General features: G+C 55.6%; 19 protein-coding genes, 1 pseudogene and 1 riboswitch. Of the genes and pseudogenes, 12 read left to right on the forward strand and 8 right to left on the reverse strand.

What is annotated here, in order from left to right; all coding sequences use genetic code 11:
• The 5 genes and pseudogenes from MED297_RS12830 to MED297_RS12850 all read left to right on the forward strand — a co-directional run.
• Positions 1–325 (forward strand): annotated as a pseudogene (locus MED297_RS12830) (ribosome small subunit-dependent GTPase A); the annotation flags it as partial.
• Positions 326–461: 136 nt separating this feature from the next.
• The gene (locus MED297_RS12835) at positions 462–1,067 is read left to right on the forward strand and encodes a flavin reductase family protein (RefSeq protein WP_008045554.1); all 606 of its coding nucleotides are present in this window, start codon (positions 462–464) and stop codon (positions 1,065–1,067) included.
• Positions 1,068–1,077: 10 nt separating this feature from the next.
• Positions 1,078–1,461 carry a MerR family transcriptional regulator gene (locus tag MED297_RS12840; RefSeq protein WP_008045556.1) on the forward strand — a complete coding sequence of 128 codons (384 nt, stop codon included), beginning with the start codon at positions 1,078–1,080 and terminating at the stop codon, positions 1,459–1,461.
• Between the two features lie 31 nt (positions 1,462–1,492).
• On the forward strand, positions 1,493–1,906 hold the full coding sequence (locus tag MED297_RS12845; protein WP_040557216.1) for a hypothetical protein: 414 nt from the start codon (positions 1,493–1,495) through the stop codon (positions 1,904–1,906).
• A 76-nt stretch (positions 1,907–1,982) separates the two neighbouring features.
• A complete protein-coding gene (locus tag MED297_RS12850) occupies positions 1,983–2,882 on the forward strand; it encodes a hypothetical protein (RefSeq protein ID WP_154650934.1) in 900 nt (299 codons plus the stop codon).
• On the opposite strand, the gene thiE is transcribed toward MED297_RS12850, so the two are convergent.
• The 8 genes from thiE to MED297_RS12890 form a co-directional block, all read right to left on the reverse strand.
• Positions 2,851–4,290, reverse strand: a complete 1,440-nt coding sequence (thiE, locus tag MED297_RS12855; protein ID WP_008045561.1) for a thiamine phosphate synthase — start codon at positions 4,288–4,290, stop codon at positions 2,851–2,853. The two genes, MED297_RS12850 and thiE, sit on opposite strands and share 32 nt — an antisense overlap.
• Positions 4,287–5,072 carry a thiazole synthase gene (locus tag MED297_RS12860; RefSeq protein ID WP_008045563.1) on the reverse strand — a complete coding sequence of 262 codons (786 nt, stop codon included), beginning with the start codon at positions 5,070–5,072 and terminating at the stop codon, positions 4,287–4,289. The genes thiE and MED297_RS12860 overlap by 4 nt, the downstream gene beginning before the upstream one ends.
• 1 nt (position 5,073) lies before the next feature.
• The gene (gene thiS / locus MED297_RS12865; protein WP_008045564.1) at positions 5,074–5,268 is read right to left on the reverse strand and encodes a sulfur carrier protein ThiS; all 195 of its coding nucleotides are present in this window, start codon (positions 5,266–5,268) and stop codon (positions 5,074–5,076) included.
• A gap of 1 nt (position 5,269) precedes the next feature.
• Positions 5,270–6,298: an FAD-dependent oxidoreductase gene (locus tag MED297_RS12870; protein ID WP_008045565.1), complete on the reverse strand. Its 1,029-nt coding sequence runs from the start codon at positions 6,296–6,298 to the stop codon at positions 5,270–5,272.
• Positions 6,295–8,181 carry a phosphomethylpyrimidine synthase ThiC gene (gene thiC / locus MED297_RS12875; RefSeq protein ID WP_008045566.1) on the reverse strand — a complete coding sequence of 629 codons (1,887 nt, stop codon included), beginning with the start codon at positions 8,179–8,181 and terminating at the stop codon, positions 6,295–6,297. Before thiC ends, MED297_RS12870 begins: the two co-directional genes overlap by 4 nt.
• A gap of 91 nt (positions 8,182–8,272) precedes the next feature.
• A riboswitch (TPP riboswitch) is annotated at positions 8,273–8,384 on the reverse strand.
• Between the two features lie 96 nt (positions 8,385–8,480).
• Positions 8,481–8,747 carry a DUF3081 family protein gene (locus tag MED297_RS12880; protein ID WP_008045567.1) on the reverse strand — a complete coding sequence of 89 codons (267 nt, stop codon included), beginning with the start codon at positions 8,745–8,747 and terminating at the stop codon, positions 8,481–8,483.
• A gap of 82 nt (positions 8,748–8,829) precedes the next feature.
• Complete coding sequence (locus tag MED297_RS21365) at positions 8,830–9,693, reverse strand: phosphatase PAP2 family protein (RefSeq protein ID WP_008045568.1); 864 nt, start codon at positions 9,691–9,693, stop codon at positions 8,830–8,832.
• A gap of 195 nt (positions 9,694–9,888) precedes the next feature.
• Positions 9,889–10,929, reverse strand: coding sequence for an FAD-dependent oxidoreductase (locus MED297_RS12890; protein WP_008045569.1), 1,041 nt, complete (start codon positions 10,927–10,929; stop codon positions 9,889–9,891).
• 181 nt (positions 10,930–11,110) lie between these two features.
• On the opposite strand from MED297_RS12890, the gene MED297_RS12895 reads away from it, so the two are divergent.
• The 7 genes from MED297_RS12895 to MED297_RS12925 all read left to right on the forward strand — a co-directional run bounded on the left by MED297_RS12895 (position 11,111) and on the right by MED297_RS12925 (position 14,872).
• Positions 11,111–11,848 (forward strand): DUF1538 domain-containing protein, encoded by a 738-nt coding sequence (locus MED297_RS12895; protein ID WP_040557217.1) that lies wholly within the window; start codon positions 11,111–11,113, stop codon positions 11,846–11,848.
• A complete protein-coding gene (locus MED297_RS12900; protein WP_008045580.1) occupies positions 11,845–12,624 on the forward strand; it encodes a DUF1538 domain-containing protein in 780 nt (259 codons plus the stop codon). The genes MED297_RS12895 and MED297_RS12900 overlap by 4 nt, the downstream gene beginning before the upstream one ends.
• Before the next feature lie 5 nt (positions 12,625–12,629).
• Positions 12,630–12,980: a P-II family nitrogen regulator gene (locus MED297_RS12905; protein WP_008045581.1), complete on the forward strand. Its 351-nt coding sequence runs from the start codon at positions 12,630–12,632 to the stop codon at positions 12,978–12,980.
• On the forward strand, positions 12,977–13,375 hold the full coding sequence (locus tag MED297_RS12910) for a CBS domain-containing protein (RefSeq protein ID WP_008045582.1): 399 nt from the start codon (positions 12,977–12,979) through the stop codon (positions 13,373–13,375). The genes MED297_RS12905 and MED297_RS12910 overlap by 4 nt, the downstream gene beginning before the upstream one ends.
• Positions 13,376–13,468: 93 nt before the next feature.
• A complete protein-coding gene (locus MED297_RS12915) occupies positions 13,469–13,837 on the forward strand; it encodes a hypothetical protein (protein WP_008045583.1) in 369 nt (122 codons plus the stop codon).
• Between the two features lie 67 nt (positions 13,838–13,904).
• Positions 13,905–14,339, forward strand: coding sequence for a DUF411 domain-containing protein (locus MED297_RS12920; protein WP_008045584.1), 435 nt, complete (start codon positions 13,905–13,907; stop codon positions 14,337–14,339).
• The gene (locus MED297_RS12925; RefSeq protein ID WP_008045585.1) at positions 14,339–14,872 is read left to right on the forward strand and encodes a c-type cytochrome; all 534 of its coding nucleotides are present in this window, start codon (positions 14,339–14,341) and stop codon (positions 14,870–14,872) included. Before MED297_RS12920 ends, MED297_RS12925 begins: the two co-directional genes overlap by 1 nt.
• The last annotated feature ends 27 nt before the right edge of the window (positions 14,873–14,899 follow it).

Raw genomic sequence — 14,899 nt, forward strand, 5'->3', positions numbered from 1 at the left:
GGTGTTGGATACACCGGGGATGCGTGAACTGCGGCTCAATGATGATGCCGAAGGGGTGTCGGAGCTGTTTGACGACATCGAAGCCGTGATGTTGAACTGCAAGTTCAGTAACTGTCACCATGCTGGTGATAAAGGCTGCGCCGTCGAGGCGGCCATTCAGGACGGTCAGTTGGACGAGCGCCGTTGGCGGAACTATCAGAAGCTGATCCGGGAAGCCGAACAGGCCTCATTGACGAAGGCGCAACGTAAAAAAGCGCGCGAGCAATGGGGTAAGGACATCGCGAAGTATTCCCGGGAAATTAAAAAAGGACGAGCCGGTGTATAGCCGGCCAAACCAAGCGGGGGCGTTCATTGCCCCCGCTTTTGCTTAGGAGAGATACTGTCTACTAGTGTCTGAAGAACAGGCTGAAAAATCGGTGATCGCCCCCATCAAGGGATGAAACCCGATGGAGACGCGTTAAATGCATTTGAAATTCAACGATCTGGATAAAGCTTCCGCTTATCGTTTACTAACCCACACGGTGACGCCCCGGCCGATTGCCTGGGTGCTTACGGAAAACGAAAACGGGTCCTATAACGTGGCACCCTTTTCCTACTTCACCGTCATCAGCAGCGACCCGGCATTACTCATGATCTCGGCGGGCCACAAAGCGGACGGCAGTAAAAAAGATACCTGGCGTAACATCGAGCGGACGGAACAGGCGGTCATCCACATCGCTGACCTGTCGCTGATTGATGCACTGAATGAAACCGCTCGTCCGTTACCGGCCGATGTGTCTGAACTGACCAATGTCGACTTACCGCTGTGCGACGAAGCCGGTTTCGAGTTGCCGCGAATTCAGGCTGCGCCGGTGGCCTTTCAAACCCGTCTGTACGACATTCATCTGGTTGGCAACGGCCCTCAGGGAGTGATCTACACCGAAGTGACCCACGCTTACGTGAACGATGAGCTTTGGTTACCGGACGAAAACCGGGTCGATGAAACCCGACTGAACCCGCTGTCACGTCTAGGGGGCGAACGTTACAGTGGGTTGGGACCCGTGCATTCGCGAGCCCGTCCAAACTGAGGCTGTTGTTATGTATATCGGTGAGTTCTGTAAGCAAACTCAGACGACGCCGAAAACCATTCGGTATTACGAATCGCTCGGGCTGTTGCCGCCGGCGAAGCGGCTCGGCAGCTACCGCGTGTATGACGATACCTATGTCGAAACGGTCCGGCGGATCAAGCAGGCACAGTCGTATGGGTTCACCCTGACTGAGCTGAAAAAGATCTTCACCGGTGTCGATATCCGGCGTGGCTTGCCGGCCGACGTGATGCGCCGGGCCATACAGGAAAAACGCCGGGCCATCGCGGCCCAGATTACTGAGTTACAACAAACCGATGCCGCGCTCGTCGACCTGGAAGGTTTTTTGAAACAGTCCGGGTGCGCGGTTGACTCTGACCTTAAGGGCAAGGTTTAAGGTTCGTTCTCCAAATAACCGGAGAACGACCATGACTCACTTTACAATGCTGGTGCGTGCCAGTGCCCTTTACGATCTTGTCTTAACCAGCGCCTTTGCGATTCCGATTGTCGCGGGGTTTAAAATTGATCTGTTACGATCGATTCACGTTGCCCTGTCATTGAGTGGCGACTTCCCCACTTTCACCGCTATGCATCTTTTATTTTTAAACCTGTTGGGCAGTGTTGTGATTGTCTGGTCGGTACTGAGAATCCGACGACCGGAACCGCTTTACGGGTTTTACGATGGCCTGTGCCGGCTGATGTTCAGCAGCGCCATGGGGTTTGCGCTGTTTGCCGGTAACGGGTCGGCCATTATCTGGGCGTTTTTAATCCCGGAAATGTGCTGGGGCGTTGTTCAGTTGCTGGGGTATGTCCGGCTGCGTTCGACAATGGCCCAGGCCTGAATAACAGGCTTTACTCGGTTGCGGAAGAGGATGACAATAATACATCAGGTGTGTCAGCAGCTGAGGAGAGAGCGTTATGGACAGCGCGTTAACACTGAGGATGGCAGTCGATCGGGGGGACGTTATTTCACCGGAACAGGCCCTGTCCTTGCTGAATCGTTCGGCACTGGTTCAAACCCTGACACAGTCTCTGGTGGATAAGCCGCTGTTTTATGTCTGGCGCCTCATTGCCTTAAGCGAACTTCCCTTTGCCCGACAGCTGCCCTATACCCAGGCGTTGATCGACCGAGTGTATGACCGCTTAGCCACGCCCTTTGGGTTTTCACTGAGCGGCGATCGGTCGCAGTTTCTGCCTTGTTACAACGCCATGATCATTACGGCCCTTTGCCGCTTGGGTGAAGCGAATACCGATGCCGTACGGCAGGGTGTCGAGTGGATTATTACCCACCAACCCATGAAACGAGGCGTTCCGGTATCGGCCCCCGGGTTCCGGTTTGATCGTTTCGGCGGCTGCTTCAACGACTCCCCCTGTTACATTGGATTGGCGAAGTCGGTGTTTGCCTTGTTGCATTACCAAAGGGCGACCGGCGATGCATCGGTGCAGGAAAAACTGAACGAAGGCACTGAGTATCTGTTGAATCATCATCTGATCTATCGGTTATCGACGCCCACACCAATCACCAATCATATCTTAGATCTGTCCTTTCCGGAGTCTTACCACTTAAATGCAGTTGAGTTGATTCGCTTTGTGGCGCTCGCCAACCGGATGCATGACTCTCGTACAGAGCCCTTAAAACAGGCGCTGTTGACTAAGAAGAACAACGACCATGGCTGGTACTGCAATTTCAGATACCGGGGTGACGGCTACGTGCCGTTTGACCAGGGCCGGAAATCCGGCGCCTGGGTCACGTATGTTATCCAGCAGGCGCTTGCGTCGTCTTTAGTTAATGACGGCAGCGCATCACACGCTCATTGAGCAAATGAGCATCACGTTCAGGGGCCGTTGACGCCGTCACAGCACTGACCACCGCGACCATGTCGACGTTCGTGTCCAGCACGTCTGCAAGGTTTTGGACATTGATGCCGCCAATGGCCACAACCGGTGTGCCTTTGGATAACCGCACATAGCGTCGCAACCGCCCGATGCCCTGTATCTGGCCGCTCATGTCTTTGGTTTGCGTTGGGAAAACCGCGCCCACGGCCAGATAACTGGGTTTGAGCGCCAGTGCGCGCAACAGCTCCGTATCGCCATGAGTGCTGATCCCCAATCGCAACCCGGCGTTGGCAATGGCAGCGAGGTCGGCCGTGTCGAGATCTTCCTGTCCGAGGTGCACACCGTAAGCGCCGAGCTCAATGGCCTGTTGCCAGTGATCGTTGATAAACAACTGAAGTTGATGGGCGTTGGCGATCTCAATGGCCTGACGGATCTGGTCACTGAGCACATCGGAACGGGCATGTTTGATGCGCAGTTGCAGGGTACGTATACCGGTGTTGGCGAGTCGTTGGACCCACTGTGCCGAGTCGACAACCGGATACAGCCCACTCGGCCAGTCGAGTGCGGGAAAGGTACGATCAGGCGATGTTGGATGCGTATCGGTACTGACAACCGGGTAGTCCGACAGCGTATCCGGCCAGCCCGGTGCAGTGGGTTTTGGCGCGAGTCGCCAGTATCGATGTAATACGGCACTACCCAGCACGCAGGCATCGGTCAGCGCATAGCCATCCGTTAATGCGCAGGCGATGGCCGTGCTCAATCGGCATCCGGTGCCGCGCAGCTTTGACAGACGCTTGGGTTGTTGCAGCTGCCAGCGGCGCGGATCATCCGGGACGAGCAGTTCGTCGGTCACCACGTCATCCTGTTCAGAGACCGAATGCCCACCTTTCAGTAACAGGGTGCCGCGGAAATCGTACTGAGCTTGCAGGACGCGCAAGATTTGCACGGACTCTGTTGTGCCTGCCAGTGCTTTAGCCTCGTCGGTATTGGGCGTGAGCAAACTGACCCAGGGCAGTAATGGGGCCAGCCGTTCTCCCAGGGTCATTGTGGATAAGGGCCGATGGTCACCGGAGCTGAGCCCGACCGGGTCCAGCACTACGGTGGGTCGATGAGGTAAGGTGCTTAACCAGTTCGCGATTACCTGCGCGGTTGCAACATCAAACACCGCGCCGATTTTTATCACCGACGGTGGTTGGTTCAGGCTGCTCAGTTGTTGCTGCATTACGTTCGGATCGGTCGCCGATGCATGCATCAGCGCACTTGCGGTTTGGGCCGTCTGACCGGTGGCGATCGCGGCGGCAGGGATGTTCAACCCGTTGGCGAGCCGGTCGTCCGCCAACAGTCCGGCCATGCCGTTGGCTTCAAAGCCGGACAAAATCAGCAGGCTCATGAGGTTCTCCGAAAGGGCATACCCAGCACCGGTGTACTGGGGTTGGCATGGTCTTGGGCCAGCATCGGTCCGGCTTGTGCGCCCAGCAGGCCGGCTTCGGTGGCCAGACGACAGGCTTGCGCCATCGCGACCGGGTCGTGCGCTTTGGCGATGGCGGTGTTGAGCAGTACCGCATCGGCGCCCAGTTCCATGGCCTCAGTGACATGAGACGGTTTGCCGAGACCGGCGTCCACAATCAAGGTCACGTCCGGCAAACGTTCCCGCAGCGTTCTGAGCCGATACGGATCACTGAGGCCACGTCCGGTGCCGATGGGGGCACCCCACGGCATAATCACCTCGCAGCCGGCTTCAACCAGAGCCCGGCAAAACATCAGGTCATCGGTGCAGTAAGGCAGCACCTGAAACCCGTCATCGAGTAACCGGCGGGCGCACGCCAGGGTTTGAACCATATCCGGTTGCAGCGTTTGATCGTCGCCGATCACTTCCAGTTTGATAAGCGGTGTGTCAAACAGCTCACGGCTCATCTGGGCCAGCGTAAAGGCTTCATCGGCTGTTCGGCAGCCGGCGGTGTTGGGCAGCAGGTCGACGTTTAGTTTTCTCAACAGCGTCCAGAACGGTTGGGCGCTTTCCGGTGCCGACTGTTGCCGACGTAACGAGACGGTGACCAGCTCGGCGCCGGAGCCGGTGACCGCCTGCTGCAGAATCGCCGGCGATGGGTAGCGGGCCGTGCCGAGCAGTAATCGTGTTTGGTAGGTTCGGTCATAGATGCGAAATGGGGTCATATCAGCCTCCCTGTATGGGGGTCAGTACTTCGATGACGTCACCCGCAGTCAGTTGATGGTGTGAATGGTGATGCCTTGGGATAAACACCTGGTTAACGGCCACCGTCATCGGCGGTTTTGCACCCCATTCGCTGAGCACTTCACTTAAGATGTCGTGCGTGCTTTGGTAAGGACTATCGTTGATGATCAGTTCCACCTCAGGCCACCTCCAGCCGTCGCAGGGTCTGTTCGGCCAGCGCCGGACCGGTCAGCCAACCGTGCCGGTACGCACCGTTTACCTGAATCAGATTGTCGTGCTGAGACACTTTGGGTTGGTTGTCGGCGTAGGCGCTGCGAATGCCAACGCGGGCTTCCAGAATGCTGGCTTCGGCAAAACCGGGGTGTACGCAGTAGAGGGTGCTGAGCAACTCCAACGTGCTTTGCACAGTAATGGGATGCTCGCTGTGACTCTCAATTTCCGTCGCGCCAACCACAAACTCATGGTTGGGCTTCGGGACAATGTAAATGGATGCCTGTGGATGCAGCACGCGCACCGGACGTTGCAACGTCACCTCGTTGCAGCGAACACGAATGACCTCGCCGCGAACGCCGCGTAAATCCACCGACGATTCAGGCCAGTCCGAGCCGATGGCGCCGGCGCCGCGACAATCGATGACCCAATCGAAGTGTGTTTGTAAGTCATCGAGATGGGCGCGGGTGACGTCCTGTTCAACGATCGTCGCCTGCCGCCGGAGTTTGTCCGCGGACGCGAGTATAAAACTTCGGTTACACAACTGGCCTTCGGCTTTTAATAGAGCGGCCTGACGGAAACCGGACAACGCCGGCTCTTGGTTGTGGACCGCTTCGCTTTGCAGCCATGCGACCTGATCGGCCGACACATGCGGATTGTTCAGAAACTGCTGTTGCCATTGGGCGAAGCATTGGCGGTCCTGATCAAACGCGACGACCCAGGAACCGTTCTGCTGAAAGTAAACATCCGCTTCATCGGACAGACCCGCGAGAATGTCCGGCCACAATGACAGGCTGTGCCAACCCATCTGCACCACCTCGCGCGGAGCATGAATGATTTCGCCGAGCGGGCACAGCATGCCTGCGGAAACCCAGGCGGCGTTATCCGGTTGATGCAGTGGCTGACGATCAATCAGTGTGACCTGGTGAGGCTGCTCGGTGAGACGCAGTGCAATTAACCGACCGAGCACGCCCGCACCGATAATCGCGATCTTCATTCCAGCTCCTCTTCTTTGATGTACAGTCGGGAGCCGAGTTCGCGGAACTTGTCGGACATCGCCTGCATATCTTTACGGGTGTCGTCTTTGCGGAACTGTCGTTGTACATCCTGACTGATTTTCATCGAACAGAATTTCGGACCGCACATGGAGCAGAAGTGCGCTTTTTTGGCGGCAGCTTTCGGTAGCGTCTGGTCATGAAACGCTCGTGCGGTTTCCGGGTCCAGCGACAGGTTGAACTGGTCTTCCCAGCGGAACTCAAAGCGCGCTTTCGACAACGCATTGTCGCGCACCTGTGCCCCGGGATGTCCCTTCGCAAGGTCGGCCGCATGCGCCGCAATCTTGTAAGTGATCAAGCCGGTTTTTACATCGTTTTTGTCCGGCAGACCCAGATGTTCTTTCGGCGTGACATAACAGAGCATGGCACAGCCGTACCAACCGATGTTGGTCGCCCCAATGCCCGAAGTAATGTGATCGTAGCCGGGAGCAATGTCGGTGGTCAGCGGGCCCAGCGTGTAAAATGGCGCTTCGTAACAGTGCTGCAGTTCCTGCTCCATATTTTCTTTGATCAGGTGCAGGGGGACGTGCCCCGGGCCTTCGATCATCACCTGAACATCATGTGCCCAGGCAATCTTGGTCAGTTCACCAAGTGTACGCAGTTCGGCAAACTGAGCATCGTCGTTGGCGTCGTAAACGGAGCCCGGGCGTAAGCCATCGCCAAGCGAAATTGACACATCGTATTGTTTGAGAATCTCGCACAGCTCATCGAAATGCGTGTAGATGAAGTTTTCCTGATGGTGCGCCAGGCACCAGCCAGCCATGATCGACCCGCCGCGTGAGACAATGCCAGTCAGACGTTCAGCGGCGAGCGGTACATAACGCAGCAGCACGCCAGCGTGCAGGGTCATGTAATCCACACCCTGTTCGGCCTGCTCGATGATGGTGTCGCGGAACAGTTCCCAGGTCAGATCTTCCGCGACACCGTTTACTTTTTCCAACGCCTGATAAATCGGCACGGTACCAACCGGTACCGGCGCATTGCGCAGTATCCATTCCCGGGTTTGATGGATGTTATCGCCCGTCGATAAATCCATGATGGTATCCGCCCCCCAGCGTGTCGCCCAAACCAGTTTTTCAACTTCGGTTTGAATATCGGAACAGACGGGGGAGTTACCGATGTTGGCATTAACCTTCACCAGAAAGTTGCGCCCGATGATCATCGGTTCGCTTTCCGGATGGTTGATGTTAGCCGGAATGATGGCACGACCTTCGGCCACTTCCTGCCGGACAAACTCCGGTGTGATGGTGTCCGGAAGGTTGGCGCCAAAGTGTTGCCCGGGGTGTTGACGTTTCAGCAGCTCGCTTTTTATCGCGTCACGATTCATGTTTTCCCGGATCGCAATAAATTCCATTTCCGGCGTAATGATACCGGCGCGGGCATAGTGCATTTGCGTGACGTTTCTTCCGGGTTGGCTACGTCGGCACTCGGTGCGAGCCAAGCTTGGGGTGTCCGTTTTCAGTGCTCGGAACTGCTCGTTTTGCGGGATGGTTTCGGTATCGCCCCGTTCGTCGATCCAGGTCTGACGAAGCGCCGTTAAGCCTTTTTCGATGTCGACCGGCTGATTCGTATCGGTAAAAGGGCCGGAGGTGTCATAAACAAAAATGGGTTCATTGGTTTCGGTGCGGGTATCACCATCGTCTTCGGCCAACAGGGTGTCGCTTTGCGTGATTTTACGCATGGGCACTCGCACGTCGTATCGTTCACCGGGCACAAAGACTTTCTCAGAGGCTGGGTACGGCTGGCGATTAAACTCTTCGGTCAGGTTGCGTTCAAACGGAACGGCTTGGATGCGCTGTTGTGATGGGGTTTCTTGCGTTGACATGATTTCTCTCCAGTGATGAATCGAAATCTTGTCGGGTATCAGGACACGAAACGGCCGTGTCTGATCAGAGAAAAGCACACCCTGAATGGGGGCTGAGCAGAATCTTGATTCCTACGCCAGTATTAACCGGATCAGGTTCTGCGGATTTCGCAATTGCGATCTCAGCCGTGGGTCGATGACCGTTGGCACTCCGACAAGATGAATAACGCGGCGGAGTATAGTCAGGTCAAAATCGAAAATGCAACTGCTTTTGACAATTCGCACGGCCTGTTAAGGGTTGGCCGAATGGTCGAAAACCACTAAGTGCGGGCTTCTTCAATCACCGCATCCAGCTTCTGAAAAAACGCATTCATGGCGCGGCGTTGAGGTGTGTCGATGCGGTAAGTGTTGTGAAACATAACCGTCAATGAGGTTTCATCGTCACTGACGACTACGGTATAGCCATCGGCATCGGTCTGAACTTTCAAACCACGATAGCGATACGCACCATCGCTGTGGTCGCCTTTTTGTGTGATCAGACTGACCGCCAGCAGGACATCGGTCACGTTCACTTTTCCATCATCCATACTTGGCTCCGATTGGTTTTCAGCAGAGGATTTGTGGGGTGCCCTCTAATTACGCGACCATGGCTGAATCAGACGACTGTTTTCAACCTTGGCGCGTCATCAAACCGATTTTAGTGAAGACCCAGGGCGCTCCGGCGGTTAACCAGAATCCAATCAGACCGTAGCGTATTAAATCGCCCCACGGCAAGGGCAGCGGCATTACCGCTTTGACCAGAATGCGAATGGCCATCAGAATTACCAGACCGAGTACAAAGCGGCCGATTTTCTGTGGCCAGGTGCCTGTCACAGATACGTTGAGCCAGCGCTGTTCAACCTGCATACCGGCAAGAAAGCCCACGGCGGCGCCGGCCACAATGACCAGATCTTTGTAGTCAGGGTAAATGAAAACCGCGATTAAAAATGGCGTCACCAGTAACCACAGCCAGCCGAGTTGCTTACGCCGCTCACACCAGCCAATAAAGGCATTGGCGGCGAGAACCCAGATCAGCGCAAAGCCGATACCGGCGATGACATCTACGGGCCAGTGTACGCCCAGGTACAGCCGAGACAACCCGACCGACAGGATCATAAACAAACCCAATGCCCATACACCGGGTCGACGAACCTGTAGCATGAGCGCCAACCAGAAAGACGCCGCGCCCTGAGTATGGCCGGATGGAAAAGAATGCCCGGTGGCCGTATCCAGGCGTTGCGATTCTATGCCGTCAACGCCAATCGGACGGCTCATGGCAAACAGGTTTTTCAGAACTCCGTTGAAGGCCGTTCCCGTCAGAAAAATTAACCCGACGCGGTAGCTCAGCCGCTTGTTGTAACACCACAGCAACCAGGCGGCGATCAGGATGTAAACGGTTTCTTCGCCCGCCCACGACGCGAAGTTAAAAAAGGCATCGAGAACCGGGTGGTGTATCTGCTGTAGGGTTTTTAGGAAATTGGTTTGCCAGTCCATGGTCGGCCTCTGTTTGACGGAAGCGCGCTAGTATTGCGCAGTCGAATGGGGCTGTACAGGTTGAGCCCCAGAGCTCGCGCTCCATCGTTCTTGTTTGATCCGTTTCCGATCAAATGGTCACGGACAGGCCCCGGTTTGTTCCCCGTTGAGAATCTTAGGGTGACGTGATTCTTATGATGCCAAACGGGGATGAGTTCAAGCCAGTATTGGTGTGAGTTTCTCAACCAGCGCCGGTGCCGTCATCCACCCCTGGCGACTTAAGCCGTTGATGCTGATGATGTTTTCGTTTACCAGTATTTCAGGTTTGCGATGCTCATAAGTAGCACGCTGTCCGGCAATGGCTTCCACAATTTCGGCGTCGGCAAACCCCGGATGCAATGCGTAAACGGCGGCTAATAAATCAAGCGAGCTGCGCACGGTCACGGCATGTGAGTCGCTCTTGTCGAGATCGGTTGCGCCGATGACAAAGATGTTGTTTTTTTTCGGTGCAATAAAGATGGTGCAGCGTTTCTGAATGATTCGGATTGGGCGCGTGAGCGGTACGGCATCGGTGCGTATGCGAATGGCTTCACCGCGCACGGAAAACAGACGCTGATCGGAGTCGTTCGCATGGGTGGGGTTCTGCACGGCACCAGGTCCGCGACAGTCGATGACCCAGTTGTACTCTTTGGACAGTTCCGAACCATCGCCTTTCATGGCCCAATGGTCAATGATGGAGGCGTGTCGGCGAAGGGCTCGCGAACTGGCGGCCAGAAACTCGGCGTTGCACAGGTTGCCTTCATTGTGTATGTGCAGAGCGGTTTCGAAGCGCATCAGTTCCGGTTCGAGTTCGGTGACTTCATCGTTATACAGCATTCGGATGCTATCACGATGCTCGGGAACTGCGCGGTACAGTGCGTCGCGATGCGCCAGCAGACAGTCCTGTTCACCGGTAAACGACAATACAACGGTGCCTCGGGTTTCGTAGGAGACGGACTGATGTTGTGGATCAATGTCGCTGAGCGAGGTCAGGATGTCCGGCCACAACGACTGGCTGGTTAAACCGAGTTTTACGACTTCAGGGCAGGTGTGTACCGATTCGGACAGCGGGGCAATCAAGGCCGCTGAAATGGCGGCGGCGTTATGCGGGTGATCGAAGGAGTGGGCTTCCAGCAAGGTGACCTTATGGCCCAGTTGAATCAGACGCAGTGCCGCCAGACGTCCGAGCAGGCCGGCACCGATGATTGCTGTTTTCATGGTGCATTTCCTCTGTGCTTGCCGACAGCCAACTGGCAGGTTGGAATGGTAGACAGTGTAGCAGGGCAAATCGTCACCATCGGTTTAGTATCGATGCGCGCCCTGAATCTGTGAGCCAGATCAATTGCGCCGGTTCTGTCCCCTGCCCATAATGAAAGTTCAACACAACCCATGGATCGACATGACAGCATTGCTCAAGCATTTGTTTGGCAGCCTGCGGGATCTGTTGCCCATTGTACTGGTGATTCTTTTCTTTCAGTTTCTGGTACTGCGTCAGCCATTGCCGGATGTACTGGATATTCTCATCGGCACCCTGCTTGTGGTGCTTGGCCTGACCTTGTTTATTCAGGGACTTGAGTTGGGCCTGTTCCCGATTGGCGAGTCGATGGCTTACGCCTTTGCTAACAAAGGCAGCCTGTTCTGGCTGCTCGTATTTGCGTTCTCACTGGGTTTCAGCACCACCGTGGCGGAACCCGCGCTCATCGCGGTGGCCGCCGAGGCGGCTCAGGTAGCGGGCATCGGCGGGATGATTGAAAATAACACAGCGGCGCGCGATAGCTACGCGTTTGGGTTACGTTTGACGGTCGCCATCAGCGTGGGCATTGCTTTGGTCATTGGTGTGTTACGCATCCTGAAAGGCTGGCCGATTCACGTCATCATTATTGGTGGTTATGTGCTGGTGGTCCTGGTGACGCTGATCGCGCCGGAAGAAATCATCGGGATTGCCTATGACAGTGGTGGTGTGACCACGTCAACCATAACGGTGCCGCTGGTAACGGCTCTGGGGATCGGGCTGGCGTCCGCGATTAAAGGTCGCAACCCGATGATCGATGGCTTTGGCCTGATCGCCTTGGCCTCATTAACACCGATGATTTTTGTCATGCTGTACGGCATTGCCTTAAACGGAGGTCCGGCATGACGTTGCTTGTCGATCTTTGGCAGACCCTGCTCTCGACTATCACCGATGTCGTTCCCATCGCGGTTATTATTTTCGGCTTTCAACTGTTCGTCATACGCAAGCGCATTCCCAAGCTCAGTCGGGTACTTGCAGGCTTTGTGCTGGTACTGATTGGCCTGAGTTTGTTTCTGGCGGGCCTGGAACGAGCGCTGTTCCCGATTGGCCGATTGATGGCCGAACAATTGACTGATCCGGCGTTTATCGGTGCAGTGGGCGATGCGGTGCACTGGCAGGACTATATCTGGGTCTATCTTTTTGCGTTTGCCATTGGTGCCAGCACCACCGTTGCCGAACCGTCGTTGATCGCGGTCGCCATTAAAGCCCAACAGGTGTCTGGTGGTGCCATTGGCGTCTGGGGGTTGCGTTTGGCTGTTGCGCTGGGCGTTGCGGTTGGCATCTCATTGGGCAGTTGGCGGATTGTGATGGGCTACCCCATTCACTGGTTCATCATTGCCGGCTATGTGGTGGTGATCATCCAGACGTTAACGTCGCCGAAACTGATCATCCCACTGGCCTATGATTCCGGAGGCGTGACCACCTCAACGGTGACCGTTCCGCTGGTTGCGGCGTTGGGGCTTGGGTTGGCCGAAACCATCCCCGGACGAAATCCGCTCATCGACGGCTTTGGCCTGATAGCCTTTGCCAGTCTGTTCCCGATGATGACGGTCATGGCTTATGCACAGATTTCTGAATGGCGGGCAAAACGCGGCCACGCCAAATCACTGCAGGAAGGATAAAACCTATGCGATTCAAACTGCTGATTGCTTTTGTTGAAGACTCAAAAACCGACGCGGTGATGAAAGCCGCCCGCGAAGCCGGCGCCACCGGTGCCACCATCATTAACAATGCCCGCGGGGAAGGCATCAAAGCCAAGAAGACCTTTCTCGGGCTGTCACTGGAGACGCAACGCGATGTGCTGTTGTTTCTGGTTGAACAGAACCTGTCCAGAACCATTCTGGAAAAGGTCGCCGATGTTGGGGAGTTTGATACCAGCCCCGGCACCGGGATTGTGTTTCAGGTGGATGTGGAAGACGCCCTCGGCGTTACTCACCAGATGAAAGAACTGGCTGTCACCGTGGAGGAAAAAATATGAGCGCACACCGATTAACTTGCCGCGATGTTATGAACCAGCGTTATGAAATCGTCGATGGTCTGATGACCGTGGCCGATGCGCTGAAACTGATGAAACAGAAAGAGCACCGGAAGGTCATCATTAAAAAACGTGATGACCATGATGAGTACGGTATGGTTCAGCTGTCCGACATTTCACAGCAGGTCATCGCGAAAAACCGGGCACCGGAGCGGGTGAACCTGTATGAAATTATGATCAAACCGTTCATCTGCGTGCGTCCGGAAATGGACATCAAATACTGCGCGCGTCTGTTTGAACGTTACGGGCTGATATCCGCACCGGTGGTTGAGCACGATGAGGTGATTGGCGTGGTCAGTCATAACGACATCGTGTTGAACTGGCCGGATTCAGAGTAGTCTGTAGCAGACTTTCAAAAGTTTGACCTGCGTCCGGGTGATCTTCGCAGGCAGCTTGGTATGATGAAGATCTTCTGAACGTGGATAACTCGAATGCTTGTACGGCTTAACCTGACAACCCGCTGGCTGGTAGCACTCCTGATGAGTGTAGCGGTGCTGTGGTTGCCGGTCGCCGCTCAAACGATGTCTTTATCTGCGCCGATGTCGGATTCGGGTTGTGCGATGATGCTCGACGTCGACACCCATGACGGTTCGCATGAGACGATATGCCTGCCGGATACTGCCAGCCATACCGACTGTGCCGACTGCGACACCGGCAGTTGTCCGTGTCCACAACTGACCCTGGTTCAATCTTCTGAGTTCCCCGGTGCGATCGACTGGTCGCCTGGTTTTTCTCAGCCGGTTCCCGGCTTCCTCCCCCAACCGCTGCTCAGCGGCCTGGAACGTCCACCCCGATTCTGATTGCAGTTCCGTGATGACCGCCAATCGTGCGGTGTTCGAACCAATCTTCTGAATCTGTGGAGTTCTTATGAAACTGTTTAAATCGTTAGCGTTAGTTATTGTCTCATTGTCTGGCTTTGTCTGGGCCGAATCCATTGCGGTCTATAAATCTCCGACCTGTGGCTGTTGTACTGAATGGGTCAAGATCATGGAAAAAGCCGGTCACACGGTCGATGTGTATCATCCGGCGGATCTGATGTCGCTGAAACAAGAGTTGGGTGTTCCGCGACAGCTCGGGTCCTGTCATACCGCGGTCATTAACGACTTTGTTTTTGAGGGTCACATTCCGGAAGCTGACATTCTGGCGTTCCTGGAAAACCCACCGGAAGGCGCAAAAGGTCTGGCGGTACCGGGTATGCCAGGGCAATCACCGGGTATGGCGCGACCGGGTGAAACCTATTCCGGTTTTAACGTCATTGAGTTCAATGACCAGCATCAGTTGAAACTGTTTAACCGGTACTGATGATGAGACGCACATTGTTGTTGTGCCTCGCGCTGGTCTCGATGGCCAGTGCGGACGTTTGGGTGGACATCAGCGAAGGCGAGCGTCTCTATCGCGAAGCGGGTGGCTACGGCTGCGCCGTCTGTCATGGACAGGTCGGTGATGGCGGTGGTCAGGCCGGTGGTTACATCCGTGGCGCCGGTCTGGATCAGCTCAATGAAAGCCTGCTGACGAATGCCCCGATGCAGCCGTTGAGCACGGTGTTGAGTGAGCAGGATCGCCTCAATATCAGCGCGTATCTGGCGGATCTGGCCGAACGGCCGTTAATCACAGCCCGGTTCGAAAACGGGCAGTGGGTGGGGCAAGCCGAACCGGTCTCGGCCGGTCAGACCGTGGATTTGGTGCTCTATAACGCCACCTTCGAGCCGCTCGCCGTGGATTTTCCGGTGCTGAAACAGCCATTGACGCTGCCGGCGCTGGGAACAGACGTCTGGACCGGTGTGATTCAGGATCCGACCTTGGATTTACCGGGCTTGACCTTAGAGAGACTCTAAACTCTATAGTAAGCTCGAATGTTAAAT

This window comes from Reinekea blandensis MED297 (genome assembly GCF_000153185.1).
In the GTDB taxonomy this organism is placed as follows: Bacteria; Pseudomonadota; Gammaproteobacteria; order Pseudomonadales; family Natronospirillaceae; genus Reinekea; species Reinekea blandensis.

What these genes read in the sequence shown, in the direction of transcription:
- MED297_RS12835 (WP_008045554.1), top strand. Translation starts at nt 462, where the DNA reads ATGCATTTGAAATTCAACGATCTGGATAAAGCTTCCGCTTATCGTTTA.
- MED297_RS12840 (WP_008045556.1), top strand. Translation starts at nt 1,078, where the DNA reads ATGTATATCGGTGAGTTCTGTAAGCAAACTCAGACGACGCCGAAAACC.
- MED297_RS12845 (WP_040557216.1), top strand. Translation starts at nt 1,493, where the DNA reads ATGACTCACTTTACAATGCTGGTGCGTGCCAGTGCCCTTTACGATCTT.
- MED297_RS12850 (WP_154650934.1), top strand. Translation starts at nt 1,983, where the DNA reads ATGGACAGCGCGTTAACACTGAGGATGGCAGTCGATCGGGGGGACGTT.
- thiE (WP_008045561.1), bottom strand. Translation starts at nt 4,290, where the DNA reads ATGAGCCTGCTGATTTTGTCCGGCTTTGAAGCCAACGGCATGGCCGGA.
- MED297_RS12860 (WP_008045563.1), bottom strand. Translation starts at nt 5,072, where the DNA reads ATGACCCCATTTCGCATCTATGACCGAACCTACCAAACACGATTACTG.
- MED297_RS12870 (WP_008045565.1), bottom strand. Translation starts at nt 6,298, where the DNA reads ATGAAGATCGCGATTATCGGTGCGGGCGTGCTCGGTCGGTTAATTGCA.
- thiC (WP_008045566.1), bottom strand. Translation starts at nt 8,181, where the DNA reads ATGTCAACGCAAGAAACCCCATCACAACAGCGCATCCAAGCCGTTCCG.
- MED297_RS12880 (WP_008045567.1), bottom strand. Translation starts at nt 8,747, where the DNA reads ATGGATGATGGAAAAGTGAACGTGACCGATGTCCTGCTGGCGGTCAGT.
- MED297_RS21365 (WP_008045568.1), bottom strand. Translation starts at nt 9,693, where the DNA reads ATGGACTGGCAAACCAATTTCCTAAAAACCCTACAGCAGATACACCAC.
- MED297_RS12890 (WP_008045569.1), bottom strand. Translation starts at nt 10,929, where the DNA reads ATGAAAACAGCAATCATCGGTGCCGGCCTGCTCGGACGTCTGGCGGCA.
- MED297_RS12895 (WP_040557217.1), top strand. Translation starts at nt 11,111, where the DNA reads ATGACAGCATTGCTCAAGCATTTGTTTGGCAGCCTGCGGGATCTGTTG.
- MED297_RS12900 (WP_008045580.1), top strand. Translation starts at nt 11,845, where the DNA reads ATGACGTTGCTTGTCGATCTTTGGCAGACCCTGCTCTCGACTATCACC.
- MED297_RS12905 (WP_008045581.1), top strand. Translation starts at nt 12,630, where the DNA reads ATGCGATTCAAACTGCTGATTGCTTTTGTTGAAGACTCAAAAACCGAC.
- MED297_RS12910 (WP_008045582.1), top strand. Translation starts at nt 12,977, where the DNA reads ATGAGCGCACACCGATTAACTTGCCGCGATGTTATGAACCAGCGTTAT.
- MED297_RS12915 (WP_008045583.1), top strand. Translation starts at nt 13,469, where the DNA reads ATGCTTGTACGGCTTAACCTGACAACCCGCTGGCTGGTAGCACTCCTG.
- MED297_RS12920 (WP_008045584.1), top strand. Translation starts at nt 13,905, where the DNA reads ATGAAACTGTTTAAATCGTTAGCGTTAGTTATTGTCTCATTGTCTGGC.
- MED297_RS12925 (WP_008045585.1), top strand. Translation starts at nt 14,339, where the DNA reads ATGATGAGACGCACATTGTTGTTGTGCCTCGCGCTGGTCTCGATGGCC.